This window comes from Cupriavidus sp. UME77 (genome assembly GCF_014170355.1).
GTDB classification, from domain to species: domain Bacteria; phylum Pseudomonadota; class Gammaproteobacteria; order Burkholderiales; family Burkholderiaceae; genus Cupriavidus; species Cupriavidus basilensis.
Genome location: NZ_LZZU01000050.1, coordinates 59,360 through 79,503, shown reverse-complemented (window position 1 = coordinate 79,503; position 20,144 = coordinate 59,360). Strand labels below are relative to the sequence as shown.

The window sequence follows — 20,144 nt, the reverse complement described above, 5'->3', positions numbered from 1 at the left end:
GCTTACTTCGACTGGGGGAAGGTGCCCATGAACTTGCACAGGATCTGCATCATGACCTCGTCGGCGCCGCCGCCGATGGAGGTGAGCCGCCCGTCCCGGAAAATGCGCGAGATCGGGCTCTCCAGCACGTAGCCCATGCCGCCCCAGAACTGCAGGCAGCGGTCCGCCACCTCGCGCGACAGCCTGCCGGCCTTGAGCTTGGCCATGGTGGCCAGGCGGGTGGCATCCTCGCCGCGCACCATCAGCTCCACGGCGCGCCAGCACAGGGCGTGCAGTGCTTCGACTTCGGTCTGCAGCTCGGCCAAGGTGTAGTGCACCCACTGGTTGTCCAGGATGGAGCGGCCAAATGCCTTGCGCTCGCGGGTGTACTCGATGGTGAGGTCGATCGCCTTGGCGCATCGGCTGGCGGAGCTGAGCGCCCCCCACAGGCGCTCTACCTGGAACTGCTCCATCTGGTAGGTAAAGCCCATGCCTTCCTCGCCGATGCGGTAGCGCTGCGGCACCCGCACGTCGTCGAAATACAGCTGCGCGGTATCGGACGAGTCCATGCCGATCTTGCGGATCTTCTTGGCCACCGAAACGCCGCGGGTCTTCATTGGCACCACGATGAGCGTCTTGTTGCGGTGCGGCGCGCCGTCCGACGTATTGGCCAGCACGCAGCAGAAGTCGGCCTGGGTGCCATTGGTGGTCCACATCTTGCCGCCGTTGATGATGTAGTCGTCGCCGTCGCGCCTTGCGGTGGTCTTGATCGAGGCCACGTCGGAGCCGCTGCCCACCTCGGAGACGCCCAGGCAGGCCACGTACTCGCCACGGATCGCGGGTGCCAGGAATTCGCGGCGCAGCTCCGCGCTGCCGTGGTGGGCCAGGGCCGGGGTAGCCATGTCGGTCTGCACCCCGATGGCCATGGGCACGCCGCCGCAGTTGATGTCGGACAGCGTCTCCGCCAGCACCGCGCTGTAGGAGTAATCGAGCCCCATGCCTCCATCCTCTTCCGGCTTGGACAGGCCCAGCAGGCCCAGATCGCCCATCTTGCGAAAGACCTCATGCGCGGGGAAGATCTCGGCCTCTTCCCAGGCGTCGACGTGCGGATTGATCTGCTCGGCGATAAAGCGCTTGATGGTGGCGCGCAGCGCCTCGTGTTCGGGTGTCAGTAGCATGTCGCTGGTCTCCGTTCGTTCTTTTGCATGTCTGTTCTGGCTGAGTCGCTGGCCATCAGGGCCGCGCAACCCCGAATTGCATGGCTTGCGGCGTCCTGGCATCGCCCTCGCGGCAGACCGCCAGCACATTGGCCAGCACCGCGCGCGTATTGCGCGGGTCGATCACGCCGTCGTCCAGCACGTGGGCGCTGGTGACAAACACGCTCATCTGGCGGTCGAAGCGCTCGACGATGCCTTTCTGCAGTGCTTCCAACTGGTCGGCATCGGCTTGCCCGCCTTTGCGCTTCATGGCGGCTTCGGTCACGATGGCCATGGTGCGTGCGGCCTGCTCGCCGCCCATCACCGCGGTCTTGGCATTGGGCCAGGAGAAGCAGAAACGCGGGTGGAAGCCGCGCCCGCACATGCCGTAGTTGCCCGCGCCGAACGACGCGCCGCAATAGATCGTGATCTGCGGCACGGTGGCGTTGCTCACCGCCTGGATCATCTTGGAGCCGTGCTTGATGATGCCGGCTTCCTCATAGCTGCGGCCTACCATGAAGCCGGTGGTGTTGTTCAGGTAGAGGATGGGCGTGCGCGACTGGCAGCAGGCCTGGATAAAGTGCGTCGCCTTGGTCGCGCCGGCCGGATCGATCGGGCCGTTGTTGGTGATGATGCCAAGCGGCCAGCCCTCGATCTTGATATGGCCGCATACGGTGGCGCCGCCGTAGTTCTCGCCGAACTCCAGGAAGTCGGAGTCGTCGGCAATGCGCGCGATCACCTCCTTCATGTCGACCGGCCGCTTATGGTCCATCGGCATCACGCCGAGCAGCTCCTCGGCATCAAAGCGCGGCGGCTTGTAGCTGCGCGGCGCGGCGGCGGGCTGGTCGCGGTGCCAGTCGATCTTGCCCAGGATCTCGCGGGCGATGCGCAGCGCATCGCGGTCGTCCTCGGCCAGGTAGTCGCCCAGGCCGGAGACCGAGGTATGCATCACGGCGCCACCGAGTTCCTCCTCGGTGGCCACTTCGCCCGTCGCGGCCATCAACAGCGGCGGGCCTGCCAGGAAGGCGCGCGAGCGGCCGCGCACCATGATGATGTAGTCCGACAAGCCGGTCTGGTAAGCCCCGCCCGCCGTGGACGAGCCATGCGTCACCGTCACCACCGGCAGCCCGGCAGCCGACAGGCGCGCCAGGTTGCGGAACAGGTTGCCGCCCCGCACGAAATCCTCGACCTTGTAGGTCATCAGGTTGGCGCCGGCGCTCTCCACCAGTTGCACATAGGGCAGTTTGTTCTCGAGCGCGATTTCCTGCACCCGCAGCTGCTTGTCCAGCCCCTTGGGTTGCAAGGCACCGGCGTTGATGCCCGAGTCCGAGGCGCTGATCATGCAGCGCAGGCCCGACACAAAGCCGATGCCCGCGATCAGGCCGCCGCCGGGCACGCTCTTGTCCAGATCGGGGTTGTCCAGCCCCAGCCCGGCTAGCGACGACAACTCGATAAACGGTGCGCCCGGGTCCAGCAGCAATGCCAGCCGGTCGCGCGGCAGCAACTGCCCGCGCTTCTCGAAGCGCTCGCGCGAGGCGGCGGACAAACTGGCGGCGCGCTGCTCGAAGGCGCGGATACGCTCCAGCAGTGCCAGCATGCCGGCGCGGTTGGCCTGGAATGCTTCACTGCTGACGGAGAGTCTGGATTCGATATTTGCCATATGGGTTCACTGTTCGGGGCGGTGCGCCGGTGTGAAGCCATGGTAGGGGTGGGAGCCGGCAGGGTCTTGCGAGAACTGGCTGTGCTGCTTCGCGCCCTTGTGCCCTTGTGCCTTTGTGCCTTTGTTCTTTTTGCGTTGGGGGCCGGAAGTACCTCAACCCGTGCGCAATCGCACCCTGAACTTCGGCAGCAACGCACTCGGCGCATAGGAGAGCTTGGTCTGACGGAAGTTGTCCAGCCCCATGTCCTGTTCGAAATTCAACCACGCTACCGGGCGTGGGTACGCCGTGCAGAAGTGGTGGAACATGTACTGGTAGATGCCCTTGCAGTCCGCCAGGCCTTTGGCGAAGCGCATGGCGAAGACCGTTGGGCGGATCTCCTGCGCCAGCACGAAACCCACGGGCTGCCCTGCTATCTCGTACAGGAAGCCCTCAAGGCCAAGGCGTTCGGCGTGTTGGAGGGCCTCGCCGCAGGGGGTGTCGTCGGCTTCGCCGTGCGCTTTGTGCTTGGCTTGCATCCAGCCCTCATGCACGGCCAGGGCTTGGCCGGCCAGCCCCGGGTGGTAGGCGCGCGCGGTGACGGCATGCGTCGCCAGCAACTGCTTCATCAGGTTGCGCTTCTTGGCGAGCGTCGTGCCGCGATAGGCCGTGAAGTTGGCGGCGGGATAGAGGTAGTCGGCGTCGGCGCGCGATGCCGTCCAGGTGAAGATGGCGGGGTCGAGCCGCGCGACCTGGGCCGTGGACAGCGGATAGAGGCAGGCGTGCTCGCGCAGCAGCGCGCGCAGCACGTCAACCGGCGTGGTTTCCAGCGCGAACAGCGGCAGCACGTGGCGCGCGCCGTCATAGGTCATGCCGCTGATATGCGGATAGGCTCCGCCGACATAGCGGTAGGCGTGCGCTTGCCGGAACAGGTACAGGTTGGCGAAGGCGTGCTCGGAGAGGCAGGTTTCGCCGGCGTCGGCGCTGAGCTTGCGCAGCGCTGCGTCGATCCCGGCGGCAAGTGCGGGCACCAGCGGCTCGCCTTGCACGGCCCGAACGGGCGCTGCGGTGCCGTTCACCCTGCCGAAGCCGTGCGCAACACGCGCGTGCCGGCAGCCGGCCCGGTAGCGGGCGGCCCGGCGAAGCACTGGGCTTGCGCCAGCCATTGCCGGGCCGGCCCGGCGCTGTATTGCAGGCCGGTATCGTCCAGATGCCGGCGCTGCGTGACCAGCAGGCAGAAATCTTCCGCGCTGCCGCGCACGTAGTTGTCCTGCTGCGGCTCGTTCCAGGCCCACTCGCTGCCATCGGGCGCGCTCAGCGCGATATAAGGCGCGGGCCCCGGCACCGGCTCACCGCGGTTGACGAAGGTCCAGCCGTAGGTGGTGGCGCCGATATGGGCAATGTGCTTGAGGCGGGCGGTGGGCGCGCGGGCCCGGCCTGCCGTATCCCAGATGTCCTGGCCATGGGCCCAGGTCTCCATCAGCCGCGCGGTGGCAAAGCTGCGGGCGCTCATGGGTGGACCGTACCAGGGCAGGCGGGCCTTGGGGTCGAGCGTGGCCAGCGTGCGCACCAGCTGCTCGTACAGTGGCTGCCAGTACGCCAGCAAGGCAGGGCCGTCCAGGTGGCCATAGGTGTCGCGCGCCACGGCGCTGATATGCCCGCCTCCTGCCATCAGCGCGTTGAGCGCTTGCGCGTCGCGCAGGAAGGCTTGCGGGTCGGTGGCGGCCTGCAGCGCGGTCTGGTCGAAGTAGCACAGGTGGGCGATCTCGTCCCAGGCGCTCCAGTCATAGAAGGCGCTTGGCTCGCGCCATTGCGCGGGGGTGAGCGTGGCGCAAAGGGCGGCCAGCTCGCGGTATTCGTCCAGCAGGTCCTGGCAGGTTGCTTTCATGGGGCGTGTCTGGCTGCCGTTGGCGGCAGGCCTGAAGAGGTTCGATGGCTTCGATTCTGGCGCGCAGCGCGCCGCTGGTCTTGTGCAAAGTGGTCGCCGCCTGGCCAGCTACGCGGGACGATAGGCAGTCATTGGCGGCAGGCCATGCAGCGCGAGCTTGCGCGAGCCGGCAAAGATGTCGCGCGGCTTGAGCCCGTACACGCGGCGGATGGAGTGGCTGAAGTGCGTGGAATCCGGATAGCCGGTATCCAGCGCGACTTCGGCCAGGTTGGCCTCCTGGGTGACGTAGTGCAGCAGGCTGCGGGCGCGCTTCCAGGTGCGGAACGTGCGGAACGGCGTGCCGACCTCCTCCTTGAACAGGTGCAGGAAGCGGGAAAACGACAAGTTGGCGTCGCGCGCGTGGTCGCTGGCGGCGCTGCGCCCGCCCGGGTCGGCCTTGATCTGGCGCACCGCCGCATCGATGCGCGGATCGAGCGCGCGCGGCGCCAGCGGCTCGCCCAGCAACAGCGCATCGAGCAGCCCGGCGCCCAGCTCTGGCCGCCGCATGCCGCGCAACTGGGCGATCAGGTCGCGCGCATGCTGCGCCATGCGCGGGGCCGCCAGCGCGCCGCCTGGCCCGCGCAGCAGCAGCGGCAAGCGGGACATATCGACGGTCTCGGGCTCGATCAGGAAGCCGCACAGGCTGCGGCTGTCGGAAGCGATGCGGTGCGCGACGTAGGGCGGCACGAAGGCGATCTCGGCGGTTTCCCACTCGCCATCCGCCACGCTCAGGCGAAACGGCGCGTCCAGCGCCACATAAAGCAGGATGGCGCCGATGGAGCGCACCGACGGCGCGCCCAGCAGCCCAACGTAGAGCACGCGGTCGGGGTCGATCCACATGAAGCTTCCGCTCGGGCGCCCGCACGGCAGGCCCGTGACGTCCGGTGTGCATGGCAAAACTGGCTGCATCTGGGTCTCACTGTTCGCGGCGCCGCGCGTGGCTGAAGTGGCTGAAGTGGCTGATGTGACTGACGGCTGGCGCCTGGTTCGGCAAGAACGCGCGGGCAGCCGCCCTGCGGCCTTGCGCGCCTGCGTCATGATGCCAGCGAAGGCGGCCCAAGAGCCGCCGGATGGGGTTTATCCCGATGCCGCATGCCGTCGGCATCGGGATAAACCCCATCCGGCCTGGCTCAGGCGCCCAGTGCCCGCGCCAGCGCGGGTGGCACCCGCACTGGCATGGCCAGCAGGACCTGGCCCATCCCTTTGCCCAGCGGATCGTTGCGCAGCGACGCCATGCCACCGCCGCCCAGTGCCTGCTCGCACAGGAAGTTGAAGGCGCCGATGCCGGGCAGGAAGTAACGCGTCACCCTGCCCTTGACGTTGTGCGCAAGGAACGCGGCCACGGCGGACTCCGTCAGCTGCGCTGCGATCAGCGGCAGGTAGGCGGCGTCGCGCGCGAGGATGCCGATATTGGAGAAATCGCCCTTGTCGCCACTACGCCCGTACGCCAGCCGGATCAGCGGCACATCGACCCAGTCTGCGGCGGGCTCTGTGGCCGCCGCGCAAGGCGTCGATACGCGGGCTGGCCCGGCAGCCGGCACCGTGCTGGCTTGCGTATCGCTTGCGCAGGCCAAGGCCGCGGGCAGCGGCACCGCCTGCTCGTCAAGCCACACGGCGGGCTGGACCCGCGTTTTTGGCACCAGGAAGGGAAACTGCTTGATGGCCATGCTGACCGATGGCCGCCCGCCTACCCCGGTGGTCCCGGGCGACCATGAAGTGCCTGCCGGCGCGATCTCTCGCGCGAACATCTCCAGCGCGCGCTTGTCCGGATGCGTCACCGCCAGCCACATCACCGCCTCGAACAAGGCCGGTTGCGGCACATGCGGGCCAAAGGCCGCGGCGGTGCCCAGCACATCCAGGCGGGTCTCGGTGAAATCCGGCTGCCCGGCCCGTGCCAGCATGCCGCGGGTGCGCGCCAGGAAGGCTTCGCCGCTGCGGCGCGCCTTGCGCACGGCATCGAAGCCCACGATGGTCAGTTGCGCCGAGCAGCGGTAGCCGTCGGCGTAGGTGGCCGAGACCTTGTAGCTGGCGGTCGGCGGGCGGCCCTTGGCGCCCTGTACTTCCACCAGGTCCGGCCCGGCCTGGCGCAGCGTGACGCCCGTGAAATCGCAGATCACGTCAGGCAGCAGGTAGGCGGCGGGATCGCCTATCTCGTACAGCATCTGCTCGCCGACGGTGGCAGGGCTGACCAGCCCGCCGGTGCCGGGCGGCTTGCCGACCAGGAAGGTGCCATCCGCCCGGCAGGTCACCACCGGGTAGCCGATATTGGCCCAGTCCGGCACCTGCTCCCAGTCGGTGTGCAGGCCGCCGGTGGCCTGGCAGCCGCACTCGATGATGTGCCCCGCCAGGCTGCCCGCGGACAGCAGGTCGTAGTCGGTGGGGCTCCAGTTGAACTCGTGCATCAGCACGCCCAGCGTCACCGCGCTGTCCACGCAGCGCCCGGTGATCACGATATCCGCGCCGGCATCCAGCGCGGCCCGGATCGGCACGGCGCCCAGGTAGGCGTTGGCCGTCAGGATGCGGGCCGGCATCGCGGCGCCGCTTTGCATATCGCGCGTGCCTGCCTCGCGCAGCGCGTCGAGCTGCGGCAACAGGTCGTCGCCATCGACCACCGCCACCCGCACCGTCACGCCAAGCTCCTCGGCCAGCTTGCGCACCGCCGCCGCGCAAGCCCGCGGATTCACGCCGCCGGCATTGCTCACGATGCGGATGCCCTTTTCCATGGCTGGCTTAAGGACCGAGCGCAGGGCCCCGGTGACAAAATCCAGCGCATAGCCGGCTTCCGGGTTCTTCAGCCGCGCCGCCGCCAGCAGCGACATGGTGAGTTCGGCCAGGTAGTCGAACACCAGGTAGTCGATGTCGCCCTTGTCCACCAGTTGGACCGGGCCGATTGCGCTGTCGCCCCAGAAACCGGAGGCGCCGCCTATCCGCACGTTTTCCTTGCCCTGCCGACTTTGCTTGTTCATGGACGCGCTTCCCCTTTCGCCTCAGTCATCGATTGCCGTTGTCATCGGCGAGTCATGGCTCGCCGGCCTTGCTGGCACGATATCGAGTTGCGGGCATGGCGTCTTGCGTCAATTGGCTTCGGCGCCGGGCGCGCCCTGGCGTATCCATATATGCAAAGTGCAAATCGTTATTTCCCAAAAAGAGACGCCGGCTTTATATTCGACCGCTTTCTTTCGACCGCTTTCTTTCGACCGCTTTCTTTCGACCGCTTCCGCCGGCTTGCCTTGCCCGCCGGCGCCCCTACCCCCACCCCCGCTGTTGGAGCATTGCCTTGAGCCACGTCCTTACCCTGGGCGACACCCTTTCCTGGCCCGCGCGCTACCTGCCACGCAAGACCGCGCTGGTCGCCGGCATGGGGCCGACCCGCCGCACCTGGACCTATGCCGAGCTGGATGCGCAGGTGAACCGCCACGCCCACGCGCTGCTGTCGATCGGCGTAGGCCATGGCGATGTGGTTGCGGCCTTCCTCTACAACACGCCAGCCTTTGTCTTTTGCATGCTGGCTGCGGCCCGGGTGGGTGCGATCTTCAATCCGATCAACTACCGGCTGGCCGCCCAGGAACTGGCCTTTATCCTGGAGGATGGCAAGGCCAGCGCCCTGCTGTTCGAGCAGGAAGGCAGCGCCGTGGTGGAAAAAGCCGCCCAGCTGGCCCCGGGCACGACACGCTGGATCTACGCGGACCCCGAGCCGGCACCGGCCTTTGCCACGCACCACCTGGCCACGCTGGCCGCGGGCCAGCCGCATGACGCGCCCGGCATCGCTGTGATTGAGAACGATCCCTGCATCCTGATGTATACCAGCGGCACCACCGGCCGCCCCAAGGGCGTGCTGCACACGCACCGCAGCAAGCTCGCGCACAACGCCATGATGCATCAGGCCATGACGCTGTCGCGTGAGGACGTGGGCTTGTCGATTGCGCCGCTGAACCACACGGCGGAGCTGCACACCAGCTTCCTGCCGCGCCTGCAGCTGGGCGCCACGCAGGTGCTGCAGCGGCGCTTCGATGCCGGCGAGGCCTGGCAACTGGTCGAGGCCGAGAAAGTCACGCATTTCTTCGCCGCGCCGACCATGGTCGGCATGATGCTCAACCACCCGGACGCCCACACGCGCGATGTGTCGTCGCTGCGGCTGGTGGAGTACGGCGGCGCATCGATGGCGCCGCACCTGATCCGCGAGTGGGACCGCGTGGTTGGCGCGGGCCTGGTGCAGGTGTATGGCACCACCGAGATGGGGCCCTGCATGTCCGTGCTGTATCCCCACGAGCAGCTCAGCCACGCCGGCTCGGCCGGCCTGCCCTCGCTCAATCACGACCTGGTGGTTGCGGTGCTGCACGAGGACGACGCCCCGACCGATCCGGCCCAGCCGTGCGCCCCCGGAGAAGTCGGCGAGATCCTGGTGCGCGGCCCGTGCATGATGGCCGGCTACCTGAACCGCCCGGACGCCAATGCGCGCGCCCTGGCCCACGGCTGGTACCACACCGGCGACCTCGGCAGCCTGGACGAGGACGGCTACCTGTGGGTGCGTGATCGCATCGACTACATGATCAATTCGGGCGCCGAGAATGTGTATCCGCGGGAAGTCGAGGATGCGCTGATCGAACACGCTGCCGTGCTGGAAGTGGCGGTCATCGGCGAGGCGGATGCTACCTGGGGGCAGGTTGTCGGCGCCTATGTGGTGGTCAAGCCCGGGGCGCAAGCTACCGCGGCATTGCTCGATGGCTTCCTGGTGCATGGCGACCGGCTGGCTGCCTACAAGCGGCCGCGCCGGTATCACTTCGTCGATGCGCTGCCGAAGACCACGAGCGGGAAAATCCAGAAGCACTTGCTGCGGGCGAACTAACGGAGCCGGGACATGGGAACGCTTGTGAATCAGCAACTTGCCGGCATGTTCTGATGTCAGGTGCCAGGTGTTCCAGTGGGGAAATCTCCTCGGAATATCCAATCAATTCAACCGGTTGCACCTCACTGTCAACGCTAGATCTAGCTTTAGGAAGAGTCCTCTTTACACCTTGAACCTCGGTGGCCGGGTGGGCCTCATCGGGCGAGCCTTTCGGATCGGCGGGCGTGCTGTCCGCCCGATATCCGCTTCCGGCTCTCCGCGGTTTTCCAGTTGCTGCCGGTACTCGGCCAGCAAGCCATCCTGCTGCCGGACCCGCTCATCCAGCACGGCCAGGGCATTCCCCACCTTTGCCAGTTCCTCGGCCTGCCGCCCCGCGGCTTGCGCCGCGTCGGCGAGCTTTTGCTGGGCCGCCTTGCGCTCGTTGTCCAACTGACGCTGCCCTTCACGCAGCGCCACCCGCGCGCCGTCCAGTTCCAGCGCCATGCGCCGCTCATTGGCGCCAAAGCGATCCGCCATGGTTTCGCGCTCCTTGTCCCAAGCGGCACGCTGGCTAGCGGTATCGCGCAGCAGCGCGTCCTTTTCTTCCTGCGCGCGTCCCAGTGCGGCGCGTACGGCGTCGTTCTCGGCCTGCTGCGCCACTAGTTGCGCCTCGGCGCGGGCGGCGCGTTCGCTGGCTTCATCCCGGGCGCGCGCCAGTTCGGCCAGGGCGTTGTCGGCCGCGTCCAGCTTCGCCATCAGGATGGCGCGCTCCTGCGCCAGCGTGGCTTGCTCCGCCTCGACGGCTGCCCTCGCCAGCGCCAGTTCCGATTCCCGCGTGGCATAGCTCGCCGACACGGTGGCACGGGCCTCGGCTTGTGCCGCATCCCAGAGATAGCGTGCGGCCTGGTTCACCGGCTCGGGCAGGTTCGCTGGCGCCGCAAACGCTTGCGGGTCCTGCAAACGCGCGCCCAGCCCGGCAAACCACGCATCCAGGTGCGGGCTGACGGTATTTGGCGAGCCGCGCCCAAGATGCAGCCGGATCCGTTCGATGGTTGGGCGCTGGCCGGCCAGCAGCAAGGCATCGGCGGCTTGCCAGACATCTTGCTGGGTGATGGAACGGGAGCGCGTGGCGGGCAGATTGGCGTTTTGCATGGTCCGGGCAAGTTTTTTGGCGGCGTTGGATCTCGCCCCAAAGATAAGGCACGATAATGAATGGTTATCGTGCCTTATTGGCTAATGATGTATAATTTCATACAGCATACATCATATTTATGATGATCTATCAAGAACCACCACTATTCCCAGGTGACAAGGCCGAAAACCTGCCAAATCGCCCCGATTCCCTCAGCCTGAAGCCCGCTCATGCCGATTTTCCCGCGCCGCTGCGCCCGTCCGAACTTGACCCGCTTGGCCGCCAGGCCGCCGAAGCGCTGTACCGCGAGGGCGAATCCGCCAACACGGTGGCCAGCTATCGTTCCGCCTTACGGTATTGGGCAGGCTGGTTCGCGCTGCGCTACGGCCAGCCGATCGCCCTTCCCTTGCAGCCGGCGGTCATCATCCAGTTCGTCGTAGACCACGCCACGCGGACCACGCCCCAGGGCCCGGTCAGCGAATTACCGCCGGCCATCGATGCGGCACTGGTCGCCCGTGGCCTCAAGGCGCGTACGGGCCCGCCGGCGTTAGCCACGCTGATGCACCGGCTGGCCGTTATTGCCAAGGCGCATCGGCTCGAGAACCTGGATAGCCCCTGCGCCGACCCGGCCGCGCGTGAGCTGGTGGCACGTACGCGCCGGGCCTATGCCAAGCGCGGCGAACGTCCCGCGCGCAAGGCGGCGCTGACGCGTGAGCCGTTATCCCGGCTGCTGGAGACCTGCGACGAATCGCTGATCGGCTTGCGCGACCGTGCGCTGCTGCTGTTCGCCTGGTCCAGCGGTGGCCGGCGGCGCTCCGAGGTGGCGGGGGCCACCCTGGCCAACCTGCGGCGCCTCGCGCCGGGCGAGTTCGTCTATCAATTGGGCTGGTCCAAGACCAACCAGGCCGGGGCCGACCTGCCTGACAACGCCAAGCCGGTGATCGGCGCGGCGGGCGCGGCGCTGGAGGCCTGGCTGGCGGCTTCGGGGATTGGCGACGGCGCGATCTTCCGGCGCGTGCGCCGTGGCGGGCATGTGGGCGAAGCGCTGTCCGACGCCGCCGTGCGCAAGATCGTCAGGCAGCGTTGCGAGGCGGCCGGGCTGGAGGGAGATTTCTCGGCGCATTCGCTGCGCTCGGGTTTCGTGACCGAGGCAGCTTCGCGCCAGGTGCCGATGGCCGAGGCCATGGCCATGACGGGGCACACCAGCGTGGCGACGCTGGTACGGTATTTCCGGGCGGCGGATGCGCGCCGCTCGGTGGCGGCTGACCTGATCGGCTTGCCGGACGAGGATGCCGAGCCGTGACAGCTGATGCCGCCTTCCATGTGTAGTTCTCCTTGATGCAAGGAGAACGTCTTGAATCTGATTCTGTTGCCGAGAATGCAAGGGCGCCAGGATCATGGGAGAACGGTCGGCACCGCTGGACAAGCCGCCCCGGGGCGGACAAGAATATGGGCCGGGTTGCGCACACGCCCACCAGATTCCAGATCGACAATCACGGCGGCCGCCACCGGCGGTGCCAACGGGAGACTGCCATGCGGCACTGGCTTGTCCTGCTTGCGCTTGCCTGCTGCATGGGCCTGGCCCACGCCGGCAAATGCGTAAGCGGCAACAAAACGCTCTACACCGACTCCCCGTGCCCGGCCGGCTGGCAGGGCGCGGCGCTGGGCGGCAATCTCTCTCGTATCAGCCCCGAACCGGCTACCGACGCGGCCAACCAGCAGTTCCTGAAAAAACGCGAGGCGGAGGAGCGCGAATACCAGGCGCGGCTGGTGCGCGAGCAGAACGAGGCCGCCCGCACCGAAGTCAACCAGTGTTACTGGCTGGCCAACCAGATGCGGCTGCTGGAGTCCGACTACAGTGCGCGCCGCCTGGCTCGGCTGCCGGAGCAGGAGGACTACCGCCGGCGCTACCGTAACCTGCGCGATCAGCAGGCGCGGCTGCGCTGCTGAGGCCATGGACATCGCTCGAATGCGTGTTCGTATGCCTGTTTGAATTAGCCACTACAATCCGCGCCGGGTATGCCGATATACAGGCGGTGCGCGTGCAATCGCAGCCAGAGAGCGTGATGTCGCACACCATCCCCTGCCAGTCGCCGAATCCCTATGACGCCGCCCTCGATCCCCGCCAACGAACAGCTTCGGCTGGATACGCTGCGTACCCTGAATATCCTAGATACCTCGGCGGAAGAGCGCTTCGACCGCCTGACCCGGCTGGCTCGGCGCCTGTTTGGCGTACCCATTGCGCTGGTCAGCCTGGTGGACGCCAACCGCCAGTGGTTCAAGTCCTGCATTGGCTTGTCTACCACCGAGTCCCCTCGCGAGGTCTCGTTCTGCGGGCATGCGATCCTCGATGACGGCATCCTGCTGGTGCCCGACGCGCTGCTCGACGAACGCTTTCACGACAACCCGCTGGTGGTGGACGAGCCCGGCATCCGCTTTTATGCGGGCTGTCCGTTATCGGTGGCCAACGGCAGCAAGCTGGGTACGCTGTGCCTGATCGACGTGCAGCCCCGCGAGTTCGGCGAGGAAGACCGCGCCTTGTTGCGCGACCTGGCTCGCATGGCCGAGCAGGAGTTGGCCGCGCTGCAACTGGCCACCATGGACGAGCTGACGATGTTGTCCAATCGCCGCGGCTTCTCGGCGCTGGCGCAACATGCGCTCAATGTGTGCAAGCGCCTGGACAAGCCCGCCACGCTGCTGTTCTTCGACCTGGATAATTTCAAAGGCATCAACGACCGCTTCGGCCATGCCGAGGGCGACCGTGCCCTGTCGGTTTTTGCCGCGCAGTTGCGCCAGTCGCTGCGTGACTCCGATGTGATCGGCCGCCTGGGCGGCGATGAGTTCGTGGCGCTGCTGACCGGCTCCAGTGCCGCGCTGTGCCAGACTACGCTGGCGCGCCTGAAATCGGCCATGGATGCGATCAACGAGCAGGCGGCGCGAGGTTATGACATCGCGTTCAGCGTCGGCTCCGTCCAGTTCGATGCCGCGCGCCACGATGGCACCACCGCACTGTTGGCCGAGGCCGATGCGGCCATGTATGCCAACAAGGCATCCCGCAAAGCAAGCCAGCGCTAACCCTAGGGGTTGCTGCCAAGCCACGCGCGCACCGCCGGGCGTGCCCTCCTGCCTATACTGACAAGCAGCCCCACTGAGCCAACAAGAAAAGGAGAATGGCTATGGCACACGAGCAATTCCTGGCCAAGCAGGAGGATCGCCGCAGCGGCCTGCGCGCCCTGCGGGCCGCGCTCTTGAAGGTGCACAAGGAAGTGATCGCGCTGAATCGCACCGAGTACGAACGCCTGCATGGCCCGATCCCGGCCGGGCTGTTCGTGCAGGTTGTGACCGAGGAGACCTATTTCCGCTGGCTGGACCCGCTCTCGCGGCTGATCATCGAGATTGACGAAGAGCTGGACGCGCCCGAGCATCACGATGAAACCTGCAGGGCGGTGGCCGCGGCCACCGAGAAACTGTTTGGTCCCGACAGCGACCCGGCGTTTCGTGACCGCTACCAGCAGGCGCTGCAGGACGAGTCAGGCGTGATCGTGGCGCACGGGCAACTGATGAACGTCGTCGCGCAGTTGCGGCAACTGGTCTAGCGGGGCGGCCCGTGCCGCGGCTACTTCGCAGGCCGGATGACGCGTCCGTGGTCCACCGAAATCGGGTCGCTCGCGGGAAAGGTTTCCCTCAGGGCTTCGTCGAGCTCTTCCTCCACGTGGGCGGCCTTGCTGGCCGGCGATGGCTTGGCTTTGGATGGTGCGGGCGCCTTGTGATGCGTCGGCGCTGCAGGCTTGCTCGCATTGGTCATGGTCATGTCCCTGGACGGGTGAGTGTGACTTGATCTTAGAAGGCTTATGGGCGGGATGCCAATCCTGCGCCGATCACGGGCGCGCAGGCAGTGCCGGGCTCCGGCGCGTCGGCCAGCGCGCGCAGGTAGCCGGCGAAGCCGTCCCGCACCCGGGCGTGCCGGCGTGCGCTGGTCACCACGCGCGGCGCGGCGCTCCACGCAATGCTGGCACCGCACGCTTGCAGCGCACGCACCAGCGCCACGTCCTCGCTGCTTGGCAGCGCGGGAAACCCGCCGCAGCGCACATAGGCATCCGCAGCTACCCCCAGGTTGGCGCCGTGGATGTGTTGATGCCCATCCTGTGCGCAATAGCGTTCCTGGTAGCGCTGCCGCACCAGTTCCAGATTGTCCTGCCAGTCTTCCACATGCACGCAGCCGCAGACGGCGTCGGCGCCGAGTTGCACCTGGGTGCTGAGCCAGTCGGGCGAGACGATGGTGTCGGCATCGGTAAACGCCAGCCACCGCATGCCCAGCGCCAGCGCATGGGCCGCGCCCGCGGCGCGCGCCATGCCGACATTGCGTGCGGCAATGCACAGCGTCAGTACGCCGTGCTCGGCGGCAATATCGGCCGAGCGGTCATGGCACGTATCCAGTACCACGATGGCTAGCACGGCTTCGCCGCGCAGCCCCGGACAGACGGCCGCGCGCGACACCGCCTGCAGGCACGCCGCCAGGCAGCCCTCCTCGTTATGCACCGGAACGATCACGCCGATCATGCGATGCCCTCCCGGCTTGCCACGGAACGTCCTTCGTGCCTCCAGGACTGCATCAGGAAATCCGCCTCCACGTGGGTAGCGATGCATTCCAGGCCGGCATGTTTCGCCAACAGTTCGTGGGCGCGCTCAGGCGTGATCAGGCGCTCGGCGAACGGGTGCCGCCAGTGACAGGCCAGCAGCAGGCCGCCGGGTGCCAGCGTGCGCCCTACGCGGCGCGCGAGCCTGGCGACTGTGGCCTCGGGCAGATAGTAAGCAAACTCGCTAATGACGATCAGTTCGAAGCTACCCTCGGGCCATTGCTCGGGCGCCGTCATCTGCATCACGCGTACGTTCATCATTCCCGCCAGCCGAGCCCGCGCGGCTTGCACTGCGCGCGGATGCATGTCGGCGGCCAGCAGGCTGTCGCAGTAGCGAACCAGCGCCGCGCTGAGCTCGCCGTTGCCGCAGCCGGGCTCAAACGCGCAGCGGTAACGCGGCCGGTCGAGCATGGCCACCATGAGCCCGCGCTTGCGGGCTTCGTACCAGCTGTTGCGGTAGGACCATGGGTCGTCGCTGCGGGCATAAAGCGCATCGAAGTGCGAGGCGAGGCCCGAGGCAGCCCCGGCGTCGGGCGCCAGAGCCGGCGCATCGTCTAGCTTGTCTGCCAGCGGCCCAGGGAGAGTCATGGTGCAATCCTTAGGATGGATCCTGCCCGGGCATCACGGATAGCCAAGGCGCCCAGCCGGCATCACCGCCTTGCCCGGGCAGAGCCAGGCCGATGCCGAGCGCCGCCAGGTCGCGCTCGGCGTGGCTCTGCCGCAGGAAGACCGGAAGGTCGCAGAAGCGCGCGGCCAACGCGGCGTCGCGGCACAAGGGCCCGGCGCCAAGGGCTCGGCCGGCGTGCGCCATGATGTCGGTGGCAGCCTTTTCCGCGGCAAGCCGCGCGCGCTGGACCACAGTGGCGGCATCGGCCGCGGGGTTCGCGTCAATCCAGGCCGCGGTCTCGCGCAGTATCGCCCAGCCCCCGCGCAGGGCAATATCCGCCGCACCCAAATGCGCGGCGGCATGGGCCTCGGCGCGCCGCGCCACCAGCGCACGCAGGGCGAGCACGAAGGGAACCGCCGCGCCGAGCCAGCAAGCGGCGATGCCCGCGCCGCCGTGCCAGAAGCCGGGGCGGCGCAGGTAGGCGCCGGATGCCCCGAGTTGCCGCGCCGGCGTGCCGTCCAGCACAAGGTCGGCAGTGCGCGCGGCTGTCATGGCCGGAGAGCGCCACGCGGCCTCGTCGATCGCGATGCCGGGAGCATCGAGCGCGAGCACGGCCAGGCACGGCTGCTCGCACGCGTCCCAGCAGGTCAGCAAGGCATGGGTGACCAACGGCGCGCCCGAGCACCATGCCTTGCGTCCTGAGAGCACAGCGCCACCGTGGCCGCTGCCGTGCGCGTGCAGCACCACGCGCGCATCCGGCGGCTCCGCGGCCCAGACCGCCCAGCGCGTCCCGGGCGGCGGCTGGGGCCGTCCAAGCTCCGCCAGGATGGCAAGCGCATCGGCGTGGGCTTCGAACAGCTTGATCAGGCAGACGTCTTGCGCCGCCACTTGTGCAAGCGCCATCCACCTTAGCCAGGTGTTCCCGGCGCCGGGCAACGGCATGTCGCACGCCCGCTCCGTCAGCTGACAAAACAGGCGTGCAATATTGCCATCGAGGTCACGCGGGGCGCTGGTTGCCATGACGAGCCTGACGTGCGGGATGCGGCTGGCCTCAGGCTGCGCGATAGCGGTTGCGCAGGTCGCGGATCAGGTCGTGGTTGCGTAGCACGCCCTGGTACTGGCGTTCCACCAGCGCACGGACTTCGAAGCTCAGCTCGGTTTCCTGCAGCGCGTCGGCGTACTTCTTCTTGGCCACGTCCTCGCCCTTCTCGGTTTCTTCCAGAATGGCGAGATCGTTGCGGTCGGCCACCGCCGTGCGCAGGCTGACCCAGCCGCGATGCAGCGCGCCGGCCACGCTGCCGTGTTCCTCGGGCTTGCCGCCGAGCGCCGCCACCTGTGCCTGCAATTCCCTCACGCCGGCGGCGATGTCCGTGGCGCGGCTGGTGAAGAGTGACTTGAGCTCAGGATTCTGGGCATCTTCCGCTGCCTTGAGAAAGCCTTGCTCGCCGTCACGCGAAACTTCGATCAGGTCGTTCAGTACGGAGATATTCTTGTCAGCCATGTGAGCTCCTTACAGCGGGTTGAAAGACAGTGTTCAAGGGTCCGGGGATTCAGAACCTCAAAGAGAGTGGCGCCGTGAAGACGACAGCCGATGAAGCGGGCCTTGGCGTCGGCGCTGCGACGCGCCCTGCCTTGCCACCCCTCCACATTACGAAAGCGCGGCCCCGCCGGCTGTAGGGAGAAGGCGCGACGGTTTGTCGGTGCCGGCCTACAGCAGCCCCGCGGACATGGGGGCAAGCTGCACACAGGTGCCGGCACAATTTACATCCCCATGAAAATTCCACGTGCCCTTCCCGGCATGGCCCGGCAAGGACCAGCCGGAGCGCGCCTGTGCATGCCGATGCGCCCTTGGCACGCTATCTGCCTTGGATCAGTCTTTGCTGCTCTTTCCGGCCGACACTTGTCCAGGATTCGCCATGCCAAAAACGCCCTCTTCCAAAAAGACCGCCGCCACAGCCATCAAAAAGCCCGCGCCTGCCAGTAGTGCCGACGCGCCGCAAACGCTCACGGGAGCGTCCACAAGCCATGTCACGCAAACCGCCACTCGCGCAGCCACCGGGGCCGACGCCGCATACGACCGCGCCGTGAGAGAGCGGCTTGCTCCCGAGCCCAAGGAGCTGGGCTCGGACACGGTGGGCAACGTGGTCTCTAACGAGGACCGCGTGCTGACCACCAACCAGGGCATGCGGATCGGCGAGGACGACAACTCGCTGCGCCTGGGCGCACGCGGACCCACGCTGCTGGAAGACTTCCTGCTGCGCGAGAAGATCACCCACTTTGACCATGAGCGCATCCCCGAGCGGGTGGTGCACGCGCGCGGCGCCGCCGCGCATGGTTACTTTGAGCTGCATGAATCGCTGGCGGATTTCACCACGGCCGATTTCCTCCAGCGTGTCGGGGCACAGACGCCAGTGTTTGTACGCTTCTCCACGGTGGCGGGCTCGCGCGGCTCCGCGGACCTGGCGCGCGACGTGCGCGGATTTGCCGTGAAGTTCTATACGCGGCAAGGCAACTACGACCTGGTCGGCAACAATATGCCGGTGTTCTTTATCCAGGATGCCATCAAGTTTCCCGACTTCGTACATGCGGTGAAGGCGGAGCCGCACAACGAGATCCCGCAGGCGGCCTCGGCCCACGATACCTTCTGGGACTTCGTCTCGTTGCAGCCGGAGTCCATGCATATGGTGCTGTGGACCATGTCGGGCCGCGCCCTGCCGCGCAGCTTCGCCACCATGGAAGGCTTTGGCGTGCATACCTTCCGCCTGATCAATGCAAAGGGGCGCGCCACCTTCGTCAAGTTCCACTGGAAGCCGGTGTTGGGCGCGCACTCCCTGGTCTGGGACGAAGCGCTCAAGATCAACGGCAAGGACCCCGACTTCCACCGCCGCGACTTGTGGGAGTCGATCGAGAACGGCGCCTTCCCAGAGTACGAGTTCGGCGTGCAGTTGGTGCCCGAGGAGGACGAACACAAATTCGGCTTCGACCTGCTTGACCCGACCAAGCTGATTCCCGAAGAACTGGTGCCGGTTCGCCGCGTGGGCAAGATGACGCTGAATCGCAACCCAGACAACTTCTTCGCGCAGACCGAGCAGGTCGCCTTCCACCCGGGGCACCTGTTGCCGGGGCTGGATTTCACCAATGACCCGCTGCTGCAGGGGCGGCTGTTTTCCTACCTGGATACGCAGCTCACGCGCCTGGGCGGCCCCAACTTCCACGAGCTGCCAATCAACCGCCCGCTATGCCCGGTGCACAACAACCAGCGCGACGGCATGATGCGCCAGACGATAGTGAAAGGCCGCTCCAGCTATCAGCCCAACGCCGTGGGCGGCGGCTGCCCCTTCCTGGCGGGCGAGGCCGATGCGCACCTGGGCTACGCGGAACAAGCCGCGCAAGGTGCCGCCAAGGTCCGCCGGCGCAGCGATACATTCTCCGATCACTTCTCGCAAGCCAACCTCTTCTGGCGCAGCCAGACCGATACGGAGAAGAGCCAGATCGTGGATGCCTACACCTTCGAGCTATCCAAGGTGGTGCTCCCTGATATACGTGCCCGTGTGGTTGGCCAACTGGCCCATATTGCGCCGGAGCTGGCCGCTGGCGTGGCAAGCAAGCTCGGGATTGACGTAGAGCCCGTGGGCAATCCCGTCGAGATCGATGACTACGGGCTGAGCGCTTCGCCGGCGCTGAGTCTGGAATCGCAGCCCAAGGGCGATATCCGCGGCCGCAAGATTGCCGTGCTGGTGGCGGACGGCGTGAGCGGCGCGGCGGTGGCCTCACTCAAGGCGCGCGCCGAGAAGGCCAGGGCATCCGCCAAGGTCATCGGCCCGCGCGCTAATGGTGTCACCTCTGCCGAAGGCGAAACGGTGCCGGTGGACCACGCGCTGTCCTCGGTGGGTTCCGTATTGTTCGATGCCGTCTATGTGCCGCAAGGCGATGTCGATGCGCTGCAGGCCGACCCCGCTGCCCTGCTCTTCATCTGCGAGGCCTACAAGCACTACAAGCCGATCGGCGCGGGTGGCACCGGCGCGATGCTGGTTGCCGCCGCCGCGCGCGCAGCCGGGATCGACGGCGGCTTTGCCGGCCCTGGCGTGGTGCTCGCCAGGAAGGATGGGGGCTCCGAGCACGATGCATTCCTGGAAGCCGTGGGCGAGCATCGCTGGTGGGCGCGCACGGACGCTGCGCGGGTCATGGCCTGAGCGGCCGGCGC

At 67.2% G+C, this 20,144-nt stretch carries 18 protein-coding genes; 6 read left to right on the top strand and 12 right to left on the bottom strand.

Going from position 1 to position 20,144, the window contains the following annotated elements; all coding sequences use genetic code 11:
• Positions 1 to 2 precede the first annotated feature (2 nt).
• From A9975_RS20595 to A9975_RS20570, 6 genes are all read right to left on the bottom strand, one after another.
• On the bottom strand, positions 3 to 1,157 hold the full coding sequence (locus tag A9975_RS20595) for an acyl-CoA dehydrogenase family protein (RefSeq protein WP_183034418.1): 1,155 nt from the start codon (positions 1,155 to 1,157) through the stop codon (positions 3 to 5).
• Positions 1,158 to 1,212: 55 nt separating this feature from the next.
• On the bottom strand, positions 1,213 to 2,835 hold the full coding sequence (locus A9975_RS20590) for an acyl-CoA carboxylase subunit beta (protein ID WP_183034417.1): 1,623 nt from the start codon (positions 2,833 to 2,835) through the stop codon (positions 1,213 to 1,215).
• A 153-nt stretch (positions 2,836 to 2,988) separates the two neighbouring features.
• On the bottom strand, positions 2,989 to 3,891 hold the full coding sequence (locus A9975_RS20585) for a phosphatidylglycerol lysyltransferase domain-containing protein (protein ID WP_183034416.1): 903 nt from the start codon (positions 3,889 to 3,891) through the stop codon (positions 2,989 to 2,991).
• Positions 3,888 to 4,700 carry a TIGR03084 family metal-binding protein gene (locus tag A9975_RS20580; protein ID WP_183034415.1) on the bottom strand — a complete coding sequence of 271 codons (813 nt, stop codon included), beginning with the start codon at positions 4,698 to 4,700 and terminating at the stop codon, positions 3,888 to 3,890. The genes A9975_RS20585 and A9975_RS20580 overlap by 4 nt, the downstream gene beginning before the upstream one ends.
• A 108-nt stretch (positions 4,701 to 4,808) precedes the next feature.
• Positions 4,809 to 5,579 (bottom strand): AraC family transcriptional regulator, encoded by a 771-nt coding sequence (locus tag A9975_RS20575; protein ID WP_220810832.1) that lies wholly within the window; start codon positions 5,577 to 5,579, stop codon positions 4,809 to 4,811.
• Positions 5,580 to 5,869: 290 nt separating this feature from the next.
• Positions 5,870 to 7,705 (bottom strand): acyclic terpene utilization AtuA family protein, encoded by a 1,836-nt coding sequence (locus A9975_RS20570; protein WP_183034414.1) that lies wholly within the window; start codon positions 7,703 to 7,705, stop codon positions 5,870 to 5,872.
• A 311-nt stretch (positions 7,706 to 8,016) separates the two neighbouring features.
• Between A9975_RS20570 and A9975_RS20565 the strand changes: the two genes are divergently transcribed.
• A complete protein-coding gene (locus A9975_RS20565) occupies positions 8,017 to 9,585 on the top strand; it encodes a fatty acid--CoA ligase (protein WP_183034413.1) in 1,569 nt (522 codons plus the stop codon).
• Positions 9,586 to 9,747: 162 nt separating this feature from the next.
• On the opposite strand, the gene A9975_RS20560 is transcribed toward A9975_RS20565, so the two are convergent.
• Positions 9,748 to 10,716, bottom strand: a complete 969-nt coding sequence (locus tag A9975_RS20560; RefSeq protein ID WP_255503336.1) for a DNA-binding protein — start codon at positions 10,714 to 10,716, stop codon at positions 9,748 to 9,750.
• A 119-nt stretch (positions 10,717 to 10,835) separates the two neighbouring features.
• On the opposite strand from A9975_RS20560, the gene A9975_RS20555 reads away from it, so the two are divergent.
• The 4 genes from A9975_RS20555 to A9975_RS20540 all read left to right on the top strand — a co-directional run bounded on the left by A9975_RS20555 (position 10,836) and on the right by A9975_RS20540 (position 14,292).
• Positions 10,836 to 11,999 (top strand): site-specific integrase, encoded by a 1,164-nt coding sequence (locus A9975_RS20555; protein WP_255503335.1) that lies wholly within the window; start codon positions 10,836 to 10,838, stop codon positions 11,997 to 11,999.
• A 230-nt stretch (positions 12,000 to 12,229) separates the two neighbouring features.
• The gene (locus A9975_RS20550) at positions 12,230 to 12,646 is read left to right on the top strand and encodes a hypothetical protein (protein ID WP_183034412.1); all 417 of its coding nucleotides are present in this window, start codon (positions 12,230 to 12,232) and stop codon (positions 12,644 to 12,646) included.
• Between the two features lie 153 nt (positions 12,647 to 12,799).
• A complete protein-coding gene (locus A9975_RS20545; protein WP_183034411.1) occupies positions 12,800 to 13,771 on the top strand; it encodes a diguanylate cyclase in 972 nt (323 codons plus the stop codon).
• A gap of 95 nt (positions 13,772 to 13,866) precedes the next feature.
• Positions 13,867 to 14,292: a hypothetical protein gene (locus A9975_RS20540; RefSeq protein WP_183034410.1), complete on the top strand. Its 426-nt coding sequence runs from the start codon at positions 13,867 to 13,869 to the stop codon at positions 14,290 to 14,292.
• A gap of 20 nt (positions 14,293 to 14,312) precedes the next feature.
• On the opposite strand, the gene A9975_RS20535 is transcribed toward A9975_RS20540, so the two are convergent.
• Genes A9975_RS20535 through A9975_RS20515 form a run of 5 tightly spaced genes read right to left on the bottom strand, consistent with a single transcriptional unit; the run spans position 14,313 to position 17,441 of the window.
• Positions 14,313 to 14,501: a hypothetical protein gene (locus A9975_RS20535; protein WP_255503334.1), complete on the bottom strand. Its 189-nt coding sequence runs from the start codon at positions 14,499 to 14,501 to the stop codon at positions 14,313 to 14,315.
• 44 nt (positions 14,502 to 14,545) lie between these two features.
• Positions 14,546 to 15,256 carry a glycosyltransferase family 2 protein gene (locus A9975_RS20530; protein WP_183034409.1) on the bottom strand — a complete coding sequence of 237 codons (711 nt, stop codon included), beginning with the start codon at positions 15,254 to 15,256 and terminating at the stop codon, positions 14,546 to 14,548.
• Positions 15,253 to 15,921, bottom strand: coding sequence for a bifunctional 2-polyprenyl-6-hydroxyphenol methylase/3-demethylubiquinol 3-O-methyltransferase UbiG (locus tag A9975_RS20525; protein ID WP_183034408.1), 669 nt, complete (start codon positions 15,919 to 15,921; stop codon positions 15,253 to 15,255). Before A9975_RS20525 ends, A9975_RS20530 begins: the two co-directional genes overlap by 4 nt.
• A gap of 10 nt (positions 15,922 to 15,931) precedes the next feature.
• A complete protein-coding gene (locus tag A9975_RS20520; protein ID WP_183034407.1) occupies positions 15,932 to 16,960 on the bottom strand; it encodes an acyl-CoA dehydrogenase in 1,029 nt (342 codons plus the stop codon).
• A gap of 31 nt (positions 16,961 to 16,991) precedes the next feature.
• Positions 16,992 to 17,441, bottom strand: a complete 450-nt coding sequence (locus A9975_RS20515; RefSeq protein ID WP_183034406.1) for a PA2169 family four-helix-bundle protein — start codon at positions 17,439 to 17,441, stop codon at positions 16,992 to 16,994.
• Positions 17,442 to 17,856: 415 nt separating this feature from the next.
• On the opposite strand from A9975_RS20515, the gene A9975_RS20510 reads away from it, so the two are divergent.
• On the top strand, positions 17,857 to 20,133 hold the full coding sequence (locus A9975_RS20510; protein WP_255503333.1) for a catalase: 2,277 nt from the start codon (positions 17,857 to 17,859) through the stop codon (positions 20,131 to 20,133).
• The last annotated feature ends 11 nt before the right edge of the window (positions 20,134 to 20,144 follow it).

What these genes read in the sequence shown, in the direction of transcription:
- A9975_RS20525 (WP_183034408.1), bottom strand. Translation starts at nt 15,921, where the DNA reads ATGACTCTCCCTGGGCCGCTGGCAGACAAGCTAGACGATGCGCCGGCT.
- A9975_RS20560 (WP_255503336.1), bottom strand. Translation starts at nt 10,716, where the DNA reads ATGCAAAACGCCAATCTGCCCGCCACGCGCTCCCGTTCCATCACCCAG.
- A9975_RS20580 (WP_183034415.1), bottom strand. Translation starts at nt 4,700, where the DNA reads ATGAAAGCAACCTGCCAGGACCTGCTGGACGAATACCGCGAGCTGGCC.
- A9975_RS20510 (WP_255503333.1), top strand. Translation starts at nt 17,857, where the DNA reads ATGCCAAAAACGCCCTCTTCCAAAAAGACCGCCGCCACAGCCATCAAA.
- A9975_RS20540 (WP_183034410.1), top strand. Translation starts at nt 13,867, where the DNA reads ATGGCTATGGCACACGAGCAATTCCTGGCCAAGCAGGAGGATCGCCGC.
- A9975_RS20575 (WP_220810832.1), bottom strand. Translation starts at nt 5,579, where the DNA reads ATGTGGATCGACCCCGACCGCGTGCTCTACGTTGGGCTGCTGGGCGCG.
- A9975_RS20545 (WP_183034411.1), top strand. Translation starts at nt 12,800, where the DNA reads ATGACGCCGCCCTCGATCCCCGCCAACGAACAGCTTCGGCTGGATACG.
- A9975_RS20520 (WP_183034407.1), bottom strand. Translation starts at nt 16,960, where the DNA reads ATGGCAACCAGCGCCCCGCGTGACCTCGATGGCAATATTGCACGCCTG.
- A9975_RS20550 (WP_183034412.1), top strand. Translation starts at nt 12,230, where the DNA reads ATGCGGCACTGGCTTGTCCTGCTTGCGCTTGCCTGCTGCATGGGCCTG.
- A9975_RS20555 (WP_255503335.1), top strand. Translation starts at nt 10,836, where the DNA reads ATGATGATCTATCAAGAACCACCACTATTCCCAGGTGACAAGGCCGAA.
- A9975_RS20535 (WP_255503334.1), bottom strand. Translation starts at nt 14,501, where the DNA reads ATGACCAATGCGAGCAAGCCTGCAGCGCCGACGCATCACAAGGCGCCC.
- A9975_RS20595 (WP_183034418.1), bottom strand. Translation starts at nt 1,157, where the DNA reads ATGCTACTGACACCCGAACACGAGGCGCTGCGCGCCACCATCAAGCGC.
- A9975_RS20515 (WP_183034406.1), bottom strand. Translation starts at nt 17,441, where the DNA reads ATGGCTGACAAGAATATCTCCGTACTGAACGACCTGATCGAAGTTTCG.
- A9975_RS20590 (WP_183034417.1), bottom strand. Translation starts at nt 2,835, where the DNA reads ATGGCAAATATCGAATCCAGACTCTCCGTCAGCAGTGAAGCATTCCAG.
- A9975_RS20530 (WP_183034409.1), bottom strand. Translation starts at nt 15,256, where the DNA reads ATGATCGGCGTGATCGTTCCGGTGCATAACGAGGAGGGCTGCCTGGCG.
- A9975_RS20570 (WP_183034414.1), bottom strand. Translation starts at nt 7,705, where the DNA reads ATGAACAAGCAAAGTCGGCAGGGCAAGGAAAACGTGCGGATAGGCGGC.